General features: G+C 33.6%; 9 protein-coding genes. 8 read left to right on the top strand and 1 reads right to left on the bottom strand.

Going from position 1 to position 11,344, the window contains the following annotated elements; genetic code table 11:
- The 6 genes from KPL55_RS12270 to KPL55_RS12245 all read left to right on the top strand — a co-directional run.
- Positions 1–799: BclA C-terminal domain-containing protein (locus KPL55_RS12270; protein WP_281418842.1), on the top strand; the 799-nt coding region annotated here is incomplete at its 5' end.
- A 432-nt stretch (positions 800–1,231) separates the two neighbouring features.
- The gene (locus KPL55_RS12265; protein ID WP_216307018.1) at positions 1,232–1,498 is read left to right on the top strand and encodes a hypothetical protein; all 267 of its coding nucleotides are present in this window, start codon (positions 1,232–1,234) and stop codon (positions 1,496–1,498) included.
- A gap of 256 nt (positions 1,499–1,754) precedes the next feature.
- Positions 1,755–3,119, top strand: coding sequence for a collagen-like triple helix repeat-containing protein (locus tag KPL55_RS12260; protein WP_246599436.1), 1,365 nt, complete (start codon positions 1,755–1,757; stop codon positions 3,117–3,119).
- A 230-nt stretch (positions 3,120–3,349) separates the two neighbouring features.
- Positions 3,350–4,900, top strand: coding sequence for a hypothetical protein (locus KPL55_RS12255; RefSeq protein ID WP_216307017.1), 1,551 nt, complete (start codon positions 3,350–3,352; stop codon positions 4,898–4,900).
- Positions 4,901–5,123: 223 nt separating this feature from the next.
- Positions 5,124–6,539, top strand: coding sequence for a class I SAM-dependent methyltransferase (locus KPL55_RS12250; protein ID WP_216307016.1), 1,416 nt, complete (start codon positions 5,124–5,126; stop codon positions 6,537–6,539).
- Positions 6,540–6,553: 14 nt separating this feature from the next.
- Positions 6,554–7,681, top strand: a complete 1,128-nt coding sequence (locus KPL55_RS12245) for a glycosyltransferase family 4 protein (RefSeq protein WP_216307015.1) — start codon at positions 6,554–6,556, stop codon at positions 7,679–7,681.
- A gap of 97 nt (positions 7,682–7,778) precedes the next feature.
- Here KPL55_RS12245 and KPL55_RS12240 read toward each other — a convergent pair whose 3' ends face one another.
- Complete coding sequence (locus KPL55_RS12240) at positions 7,779–9,392, bottom strand: glycosyltransferase (RefSeq protein WP_216307014.1); 1,614 nt, start codon at positions 9,390–9,392, stop codon at positions 7,779–7,781.
- 223 nt (positions 9,393–9,615) lie between these two features.
- Here KPL55_RS12240 and KPL55_RS12235 point away from each other — a divergent pair, with 223 nt between their 5' ends.
- Entirely contained in the window at positions 9,616–10,188 is a 573-nt protein-coding gene (locus tag KPL55_RS12235; protein WP_216307013.1) for an acyltransferase, read from the top strand.
- On the top strand, positions 10,181–11,293 hold the full coding sequence (locus tag KPL55_RS12230; RefSeq protein WP_216307012.1) for a DegT/DnrJ/EryC1/StrS family aminotransferase: 1,113 nt from the start codon (positions 10,181–10,183) through the stop codon (positions 11,291–11,293). Before KPL55_RS12235 ends, KPL55_RS12230 begins: the two co-directional genes overlap by 8 nt.
- The last annotated feature ends 51 nt before the right edge of the window (positions 11,294–11,344 follow it).

Genomic DNA, 11,344 nt, shown 5'->3' with positions numbered 1-11,344 from the left:
AATAAATTTAACTTCTAATACTGTATTTTACTCTACGTTAGTACCGATTAAAGCAAATTTGGTGTTAGGTGAGATTCCAGAAGAAGTAGGAAGTATAACAGGAACAACAGGGGTTACGGGAGCTACTGGGGTAACCGGAGCAACAGGAGTTACTGGGGTAACCGGAGCAACAGGAGTTACAGGAGCAACTGGTGCAACCGGTGTAACAGGGAATACAGGATCGACAGGCGACACCGGAGCTTCAGGAGTAACGGGAGATACTGGTGCAACTGGAATAACAGGCGACACTGGAACAAATGGTGATACCGGAGTAACCGGAGCAAGCGGAGCAACAGGAGTAACGGGAGTAACAGGAAATACTGGAGCAACAGGCGACACTGGAGTAACAGGATCGGGATTGGCAGCGTTCGGCTATGTTTATCAACTTGCTACAATACTTGATGCAACAGTAGTCGGTGGTGCTGATGTGCCTTTCAGTAATAATGGACCTTTATCAAATATCAATCATACAACGGGAACAACTACAATAGCAGTTACAACCGCTGGAAATTACCAAATTTATTATGGCGTAAACATTACTAGTGGAGTAGGTTCTGCAATCGCAATTACAATAAATGGAACGGTAGATGCATCTACTACAGTTCCAGTTTTAGTTGCTACTGGAGAAGTTTCCGGAGAAGCGATTATATCACTTACAGCTGGAGACGTAATTACCTTACGAAACAATTCGGTTACCACATTAACTACTGTCTTAGCACCTTCAATAGGAGCTCAAGTAACTATTATTCGCTTAGACTAATTTAATGACATTTTACAAAGCAAGTCTCCAATTTCATTAGGTCGGAGTATCACAATTAGATGGTTTTTATTTGAAGAAACGTAAAGTAAATTACGTTTCTTCTTTAGTGTGCCAGGCTACAATTAACTAGATGGTGAAAGTCCACTGTGTGGGTCTGTAGTTAACAGCATTTAGCTTAAAACAAGGTATCCACCGTTAGGTGTGAGCTTGAGGAAGTCCTAGGCAAAGTTCCGACCCAATGGTTTATTGGAATCAATGGAAGAGAGTTAGAGCTAAATTTAGTAAATTTATTTCTGTTGGTATTAGGAAAAGTAGAGCATCCAAATTTGTAAACACAAGAAAAGGCTACTAGAGAATCTTTAAAAGCCCAATCAATTTATAGTGGTGTATTTTATTCTACTTTAGTATCAATTAAAGCAAATCCAGTATTAGGTGAGATACAAGAAGGATCAGGATTTACAGGAACAACAGGAGCATTTGGTACAACAGCAATCAATAGCGAATGTAGGTCACGATGTTAGTTCGCAGTTTAATGAACTAAGAGTTGCTAAAAAATTTCCCATCGTTGAATTAACGTCTGTGTACGGAGTACCGAACTTAAGAGATGTTGTTACTACAACCGGTGGTGGAACAGTTACCAATGATGTACAGAATATATTGTTAGTACTACAGCAAGTGGAGCAGATTCAGCTATTTTAGAGAGTGCATTAAGAGGAAGATATGAGCCTGGGTTTGCAGGAGAAGCTGGGATAGGTGTTCGTATCCCATCTCACCAACTGACACTCAGATTGCTAGGTGGGGTCTGTTTGACACTGAGAACACACTATATTAAAAGTATCTTCAATATTATAAATTTACAAAGGCTAGTGTATTATGCCAATAGCATATTCTAGTTCAACTGCATAATATGAAAGAGCAATAGCATTAAAGTTATTGTAAATAAGGAGGAATAAATTTGGACACGTTAGGACTTCAAATTCAAAGACAATTAGCTGGATCAGTAAATACAAATTCTAATGTAATATTTGAAACGGTTGTTAACAGTTATGGAGCTGTTGTTTATAACTCATTAACTGGTGAAATAGTAATAAATAAAGCAGGAAGATATTTTATCAATTGGTGGGTAGCAACTCAGTCATCTATAGGAGCAAGTAATGTGACTTTTTCAATCCAAACATCTCAAGGAGACGATTTAGTAGGGAATTCACCTATTAAAAACACTGAGGTTGTGGGGTTTGCTATTATACAAGTTGATTCATCACCAATAGCATTAAGATTAATAAATTTAACTTCTAGTTCTGTATTTTACTCTACGTTAGTACCGATTAAAGCAAATTTGGTGTTAGGTGAGATTCCAGAAGAAATAGGAAGTATAACAGGAACAACAGGGGCTACGGGAGTCACTGGAGCTACAGGAGTAACGGGAGCAACGGGATCTACAGGAGCAACAAGTTCAACTGGAGCAACAGGAGCAACAGGAGCAACAGGAGTAACTGGAGCCACTGGGGCAACTGGTGAAACAGGAGTAACGGGAGCAACAGGAGTAACTGGAGTAACTGGAGTAACAGGAGTAACAGGAGTAACTGGAGTAACTGGAGTAACGGGTGACACTGGAGCAACAGGTTCAACAGGAGCAACAGGTTCAACAGGTTCAACTGGAGCAACAGGAGCAACAGGAGAAACAGGAGCAACTGGGGCAACTGGTGAAACAGGAGTAACGGGAGCAACTGGAGTAACTGGGGCAACGGGTGACACTGGAGCAACAGGTTCAACAGGAGTAACTGGAGCCACTGGGGCAACAGGAGTAACAGGTGACACTGGAGCTACAGGAGCAACTGGATCAACTGGATCAACTGGGGTAACCGGGGTTACAGGAGATACCGGTGCAACTGGGACTACTGCATCACAAGGATTATCTGAATTCGCTTATATCTTTAATTTGGGGGCTCAAGTGGTAGCACTAGAAACTGATGTAACTTTCAGCAATACCGGGAACCTTTCATCAGGAATTACCCATACAGCGGGAACAGCTGTAATCACACTTGTAAATGCTGGCATATATGCAGTATGGTTTGATGTAACAGCTACGGAACCAAACCAATTTACCCTCTTTCAAAATGGCAGTGCAGTTTCAGGAGGTATTTATGCCTCAGGAGCAGGAACTCAACAAAACACAGGCATGGTAATTATAACAGCTTCCGCTGGTGATACCTTAACTGTAAGAAATCATACAAGCGCAGCAGCGATTAGCCTACCATCTCCATCAGGTGGAACCCAAGGTAATATCACAGCATCTATTTTAATTCAAAAAATAGATTAGTTAAACTGTAGTTATATATCAACAAGCAGATAACAAAAATAATATGAAAATGAATAGATATCATAATTAGGCACCTTTTAGTAAAAAAATTGGTATCTAAATATAGTTGAAACAAAAGAAGTAAAAAGTTTAAATAGACTAGTTTTTTATACTAATAGCAAATTCTAATTCAACGGCATAATATGAAAGAGCAATAACATTAAAGTTATTGTAAATAAGGAGGAAACAATTTGGACACGTTAGGACTTCAAATTCAAAGACAATTAGCTGGATCAGTAAATACAAATTCTAATGTAATATTTGAAACGGTTGTTAACAGTTATGGAGCTGTTGTTTATAACTCATTAACTGGTGAAATAGTAATAAATAAAGCAGGAAGATATTTTATCAATTGGTGGGTAGCAACTCAGTCATCTATAGGAGCAAGTAATGTGACTTTTTCAATCCAAACATCTCAAGGAGACGATTTAGTAGGAAATTCACCTATTAAAAACACTGAGGTTGTGGGTTTTGCTATTATACAAGTTGATTCAGCACCAATAGCATTAAGATTAATAAATTTAACTTCTAATACTGTATTTTACTCTACGTTAGTACCGGTTAAAGCAAATTTGGTGTTAGGTGAGATTCCAGAAGAAGTAGGAAGTATAACAGGAACAACAGGTGCAACTGGAGCTACTGGAGTTACTGGGGTAAGCGGAGCTACTGGAGCAACCGGCGACAACGGAACAACGGGAGATACTGGAGCTACTGGAGCAACCGGCGACACCGGAACAACTGGAGATACTGGTGCCACAGGAGTAACCGGAGATACAGGAGCAACGGGAGATACTGGTGCTACAGGAGTAACTGGAATAATAGGAGATACCGGAGCTACAGGACCAGGGGTATTCGTATGGGGCGATGAACCTACGATCATCTGGGCAGATTCAAGTGCACCAGGTCCTGGAGATGGGACACCGTCAGATCCCTATAATTCTCTTCAGGATGCAGTCACTGCGGCAACGTCCAGCACATTTGCAAACACCTTTGGTATGAGAGCCCGCTGCATAGTTCTAATAGCGGCAAACTCAGCGTTTGACGAGGACGTTATTATACCACCTGCAAGGCATGTTCAGCTTCTTGGCCTAGGACCATGGGTGCTTGGTGATGCGTCATTAGCTAATTTTGCATCATCTGTTCCTAGAAATATTACGGTTCAAACAAGTTCGGCTGCAAATATTTCTTATACTTCTCAGGGACCTGCTTTCGTAGCGCGCCCAGTAACAGTAATCGGTACTTTTGATAGTGGAACATCTGTAAGTACCCATACCAATTACACTGATGGAGTAATAATTAGCGGTAGTATTATTTTTCAAAACGTTTTTCTACCAGATCCCTTTTCAACAATTGAGTTTCAGCTTTTGAACGTTAATGTTGTAGGAAGCATAATGCAGGCATTGGTAGATCCGCATCAGGGTCAACTAAATTCCTATTTTTATAATACGCGAATCAATACCATAAATCACGTTGGTCTAAGAATTCAACGTATGGTCGATTCTCGGTCTGATGGAACGATAACAGCAGCTGTGTATTCGGAAATAACGAACTCCTTAATCAACGGGAATGTAACTGTCGGGGCGGCAGTTGCTGATGTGCCACCAACAGGGATTTTCAGTAGCCAGTTTAGTACAATAACGTGGACGGGTCCTCTTAATTTAGATGCAGCTTCTAATTTTTATTTTGTGAGTAGCGGTTCAACCTTGGTTGGAGCGAAAACAATTTTGTTTAGTCTTGCATGATTAAGTTTTAATAAAAAATTAGAAAAATGCATCTACAAGCAAACTAAACAATATTATATACAAAATAATTTAAATCATATTAGGCACTCAATCTATAAAAATGGGTGTCTAAATACTATATATTTTGTTTGAGTTTTGAAAGAATGAATATGCGTGAGTTTGTATTAATATAATTATAGATGGATGTAGGTGAAAAAAATTACAATATGAAGGAGTATATATAATGAAATGCGAAAATAACTTGTTTAATAGGATAAGAGATATACAAAACCAATTTAGCCAGGATTTTGGAGGTGGAAGTCTGTTATCTAAATGTTATATTATGGCATACTTGGCATCATCATATAAACTGAAAAACTATGTAGAGATCGGAGTATATAAAGGTAGAAGTTTATTTTCAGTTGCACCAGCATTTCAAGATAATAATGGAAAAGCATATGGAATTGATCCTTATGTTCTAGTTGAAGCTAAAGAATTCGATTTAGAAGAAAACTTTAAAAACACGGTTAACACATTTCTTGAAGGATTAGATTTTGAAGAAATATATAAAAATGTAATTATAAACACAGAAAAGTTTAATCTTTCGAATGTTGTTGAAATTATAAGAAAAACATCTTTAGAAGCAACTTCCTACTTTAAAAATATAGAGATAGATATGTTGCATATTGATGGTAACCATGATACTGAGCATGTTCGAGAAGATATTAATAATTATGCACCACTAATGCGAGAATGTGGAATTATTGTATTTGACGATATAAATTGGGAATGTGTTAAAATCTGCTACGATGAAGTTAAAAGTGATTATATAATACTACTTGAAACAAATGATTTTGCTATACTTATGAAAAAAGATAAAAATCCTGAAAATTTGGATAATGCAGAAATGATGTCCATAAAATTAAAAAATCTTTTTAGGAAGTTAGTTAAATTAGAGAACAAAAAAGAAGTAGAAAGGACTTCTATAAATGTAGGTTTATTGGCATATAATAACGAAAAATATATTGTGGAGTGTCTTAATTCTATAGTAAGACAAAAGGGTGAGTTTTATTTAAATATAATTATTTGTGAAGACAAATCTACTGATGAAACCTCAAATATTATAGAAGCATACATTAAAGCTAGTTCCATAGGTAAAAGTATAACATTTGAATATTTGAAAAGTGAAGAAAATTTAGGTAGGGTTAAAAACTTAAAAAGGCTATTAAAAGCTTGCAGTGGAAGCGAATATACGGCATTAATAGACGGTAATGACTATTGGATTGATGAAGGTAAATTACAAATGCATGTAGAACTTATGAAAAGTAATCCGGAATGTTCATTTTCTTTCGATCAAAATCAAGAAAAATATGAGTTCTTTGATTTACAGCATAAGTTAAACAGTGGTATTTATAGTGCAACGGATATTATAGATATAAATAACTATCTAACTTACAGCATATCATCTTGTTTTTATTATACGCAATATTTAGATCAGATTTCTAAAGATTTTTTTGAAATGTTTGGGAGAGAGTGGATGTTAAATATTATATGTTCACAGTTTGGTGACATAGGGTATATCAAAAGGCCAATGACTGTTAGTAGAAAGAATGATAAAGATATTTGCTTAGGCTTGCAAGAGAATGAAAAAAAAAAATAAAATGTATTAATGATATGGTTATTGTTGATGATATTTTTCCGCATCCAGTAAGTGGCTTTAGATATCAAGAGTTTTTGAGTTATTGTGAAAGTTTTAATTTAATAAAAATCTTAACAACTGGGTTGTCAGTTCATGCATTAGGTAATAAAAATCTTAGTGAATTAATTTTAGATTTTAAAAATAAATTTACCGAGTTTAGGGATAAAGTTGAAAAATTTGTTTCTTTAGATAATATAAAGTGTAAACTACTGTATTTTGTATTTTTGAACAACGCTGCTGCTTTTGTGGAAATGGCAGAAGTAAAAAGAATTCCCTTTGTATTTACGTTATATCCAGGCGGTGGGTTTGACTTGAATAATCTCTATTCAGATAATAAGTTAAAAAGAGTATTAGAATCTCCTTATTTTAAGAAAGTAATAGTAACTCAAAAAATAACTTATGACTACTTAATTGTCAAAAAGTTTTGTAAGCCAGAACAAATCGAATATATTTTTGGTGTTGTAACACCTCTTGATAAAATTGAAAGGGAATATACTGATAAAAAACATTTTGGAATAGATAAAGATAGATTAGATATATGTTTTGTTGCTCATAAGTATACTCAATTTGGTCAAGATAAAGGTTATGATGTATTTGTTAAGGTTGCAAAAGAAATGCTGAAAATGCATAGTAATATTAATTTCCATGTTGTTGGCAATTTTGATGAAAAGGTTATTGATATTCTTGAAATAAAAGGCAAAATCACATTTTACGGGATACAGTTACCAAATTGGTTTGATGAATTCTATAGGGATAAAGATATTATTCTTTCACCTAATATTCCAGGTATGTTGTCTAAAGGTTCATTTGATGGTTTTCCAACAGCGAGTTGCACAGATGCAGGTCTTTGCAAGACGGCTATTTTTTGTACTGATCCGTTGAACCTTAATAACTCACATTTTATAGACACAGAGCAAATTGTTATTATTGAAAAAGATGCAGTGAAAATCATTGAAAAAATTGAATATTATTATAGCAATCCAGAAAAATTAAGGAATATTTGCGAGAATGGTTATATTGCTATAAAGGATTTATACGGTTATGATAGCCAAATTGCACCTAGGATAAAATTGCTTAAGAATGAAATGGAAAAGGGGGATTAAGTTCTCCCTTTTCCTCATTTTCTCAAATACTGTTATCGGCAAGGTATACCATATTAAATAATTTAGTACTCTCATTATCATTTAATATTAAAAAGAGTTATTTAAGTAATATATTTATAAATTTAGTATAGCAGTTTATATACTCATCTCTGAGTTCAATTATCTCGGAATTTTCTTTAGAACCATTGTTGTAGAGATTACTTAATTCGATTAAATTTCCACCATAAGTCTTATGCCATGCATTAAGGCTTTCTAAAAGTTCTTCTCTATTTTTAATAAATATTTTATTCTCATAGGATGAAATAATCATTTTAAAAAAATCAATTGAAGCCCAATAAACTAAAATATCATCATTGCTATTCTGAGCGCTATGAATTCTAAAATTACTTAATGGTTCAGAAATATAAATCATGTTTCCTTTTCTTAATAAATTTAACCATAAAGCTACATCAATTAAGCAGTATATTTTATATTTATCATAATCACTAGTGGTACAACTTATAATATCAAGTTCCAATGTGTTTTTTCTAAACATGGCAGTAGTTTGTTCGCCAATATAGTTAATTATAGAAAAAAGAATCTTTCTCCCTGCCTCTTCACCGGTTAAACGAAAATCATAAGGGTATTGACAAATAGTTCTAAAAGTATCACGGAGATATTCACCATTTTCATTAATCAATCTTCTGTAGCTTGTTATAAGAGAAAGTGAATCGTCATAAAGGAAATAATTAATCATTCTATCTATTTTGTTTGAATTGTAAATATCATCATGTAATAAATAGCTTATATACTCTCCTGAGGACAAAGCAAGACACTTTTCTATGTTGAGTTTACCTCTAAAACCACTAGGTCCACCATTGTTAATGTATTTAATTTTGTTACTCTTAAGTATATAATGAGAAGCTAACTCTTGTACAGAACTAGTCGTACTATCATCACATATAATAATTTCAGTATTTCTATAACTTTGATTTAATGCCGAATCAATAGCTTGCTTAAGATAGCAAGTTTGATTATAAGCAGGTATTAATATGCTAACTAAGGGAAATATATCTTTTGAATAATTATCTAGAAATTTATTTCTATATTCATCAAATCCATTTTTGGTATTTACAAATCCACAATCGTGAATACACCATGCAGTTTGTTGAGTGGGAACAACGACAGTATAGCCTTTGCGTGCAAATTCAATACTTTGTGAAAGATCATAGAAATGCCATCCATCAAAAATGTCTGTATTCCAAGGTAAATCATATTGGGTTATCATTATCATTCCATCTACTGCTTTTACTTGAGTATATAAGTCATTAATTTCATTAAAGTTAAGTAAATTTATAACTCCACTATGACTGTCATACACTTTACCTACCTTGCGATGATCTTCCCACCAGATCCCTGAAACAGGTATAATTTTTGCGCCTACCATGCCTATAAGTCCTATTTTTAGATCTTTTTTGAATATATCTATTATATCGATAATAAAATTTGTATTCTGTATATAAAGATCCTGATGAAGATAAACCTTGTATTTAGAATCATTTTTAAGCATAGCCTCGTTATACGCGCAGGTTATGCTTTTAGCATCTCTTATTGCTATTATTTCAATTTCCATACATTCAGGTATTTTAAGGTTTTTTATATAGGATAAACTTTTCTCATATAGATTTTCATCATTTACGCATGTGATAAATAGTATTTTATTCTCGTTCATTTTGACCTCCTATAAATTTGCCACCGATAACTAAAACTATAATCAATTATATATTATGCAGTTAGTTATGATGAGTACCTATGTCACAAGCTAAATTCAGAGTTCTATCAATTAAAAGGGTGTGGATCACAATACTTAAAGACTGATGATACTATTTTAACTATTAAAAACATATAGATTATAGAGGCAGAATAATAACATATTTTTTTGATGGGAGAGAGAGATGAGTAGTTTTTATGCGAACGAAGAACTTAAAGAAATAGGATTTAAAACCTATGGGAAAAACGTACTAATAAGTAGAAAATCAAGTATTTATTCGCCAGAAGAAATTTCACTAGGTAATAATGTGAGGATAGATGATTTTTGTATTTTAAGTGGGAAAATAAACATAGGAGATTATATACACATAGCTGCATACTCAGCTCTATATGGTGGAGTAAAAGGAATTGTTCTTGAAGATTTTTCAAATATATCTTCAAAGGTATGTATTTATGCTATATCTGATGATTACTCAGGAGAAACAATGACAAATCCTATGGTATCAAACGATTTCAAAAAAATTATAGGTGGAAAGGTAGTAATAAAAAGACATGTAATAATAGGTTCAGGGTGTGTTGTACTGCCTAATATTATATTAGAAGAAGGGAGCGCTTTTGGTGCTTTAAGTCTTATTAATAAAAATTCACAAAAATGGAGTATAAATGCTGGAATTCCTTCTAAAAAGATAAAAGATAGAAGTGAAAATTTATTAAATTTAGAACAGAAATTTTTAGAAAGAGATGATGATAATGGATAAATCAATTTTTGTTACACGTCCATCTATGCCACTAATAGAAGAATATATAAAAGAAATTGAGCCTATTTGGAAATCTGCATGGCTTACCAATATGGGTCAGTATCATAATCAATTAGAAAAACAACTAGTTGACTACTTGGGTGTAGAGAACATTTCTTTATTCACAAATGGACATATGGCGCTTGAACTTGTAATACAAGCAATGAATTTAACCGGTGAAGTAATTACAACACCATTTACATTTGCGTCTACCACTCATGCTATTGTGAGGAATGGTTTGACACCAGTATTTTGTGATGTTAATCCTGATGATTATACTATAGATATAACAAAAATTGAAAAATTAATAACAGATAAAACATCTGCTATAATACCAGTCCATGTTTATGGGAATATATGCAACTTGAGTGAAATTGAGAGGATTGCTAAAAAATACGATTTAAAAGTAATTTATGATGCAGCACATGCCTTTGGTGTAAAAATTAATGGCCAAGGTATTGGAAATTTTGGAGATGCTTCTATGTTTAGTTTCCATGCGACAAAAGTATTTAATACTATAGAAGGTGGAGCTGTAACATTCTCAAATAGTAAAATAGGTAAGCAATTATATAAATTGAAAAACTTTGGTATTCAATCAGATGTATTGGTTGATGGGGTTGGTTCCAATGCAAAAATGAATGAATTTCAAGCAGCTATGGGTATTTGCAATCTACGCCATGTGACAGCAGAGATTTTGAAAAGAAAAATTGTAGTTGAAAGGTATAGAGAGCGTTTATCTGGTGTAAGTGGAATTAAAGTAATTAATGATGCTCAGGAAATTAAGTCTAACTATTCATATTTCCCAGTTGTATTTGATGAGAAAATGTTTGGATTTACCAGAAATGAGATATGTGATAAATTGGGAGAAAACAATATATTTGCTAGAAAATATTTTTATCCATTAACAAATACCTTTGATTGTTATCATGGAAGATTCGACGTTAATGCTACACCAATTGCGCAATATATAGCAAAAAGAGTCCTCACACTGCCTCTTTATGCTGATTTGAGCATAGATGATGTTGATAAAATTTGTAATATTATATTGGATGGATATCAAAAATAAAAATTAATTATTTAAAATATTTTAAGCCACATTCCTACATAACATTTAATA

Source organism: Clostridium lacusfryxellense (assembly GCF_018861735.1).
In the GTDB taxonomy this organism is placed as follows: domain Bacteria; phylum Bacillota; class Clostridia; order Clostridiales; family Clostridiaceae; genus Clostridium_AD; species Clostridium_AD lacusfryxellense.
Note: the sequence above shows the minus strand (reverse complement) of the source record. Positions and strands in the feature narration are given on the sequence as shown.

Bases quoted from the DNA above. Each gene is read 5' to 3' on its own strand.
- KPL55_RS12250 (WP_216307016.1), top strand. From the start codon at position 5,124: ATGAAATGCGAAAATAACTTGTTTAATAGGATAAGAGATATACAAAAC.
- KPL55_RS12245 (WP_216307015.1), top strand. From the start codon at position 6,554: ATGGTTATTGTTGATGATATTTTTCCGCATCCAGTAAGTGGCTTTAGA.
- KPL55_RS12240 (WP_216307014.1), bottom strand. From the start codon at position 9,392: ATGAACGAGAATAAAATACTATTTATCACATGCGTAAATGATGAAAAT.
- KPL55_RS12235 (WP_216307013.1), top strand. From the start codon at position 9,616: ATGAGTAGTTTTTATGCGAACGAAGAACTTAAAGAAATAGGATTTAAA.
- KPL55_RS12230 (WP_216307012.1), top strand. From the start codon at position 10,181: ATGGATAAATCAATTTTTGTTACACGTCCATCTATGCCACTAATAGAA.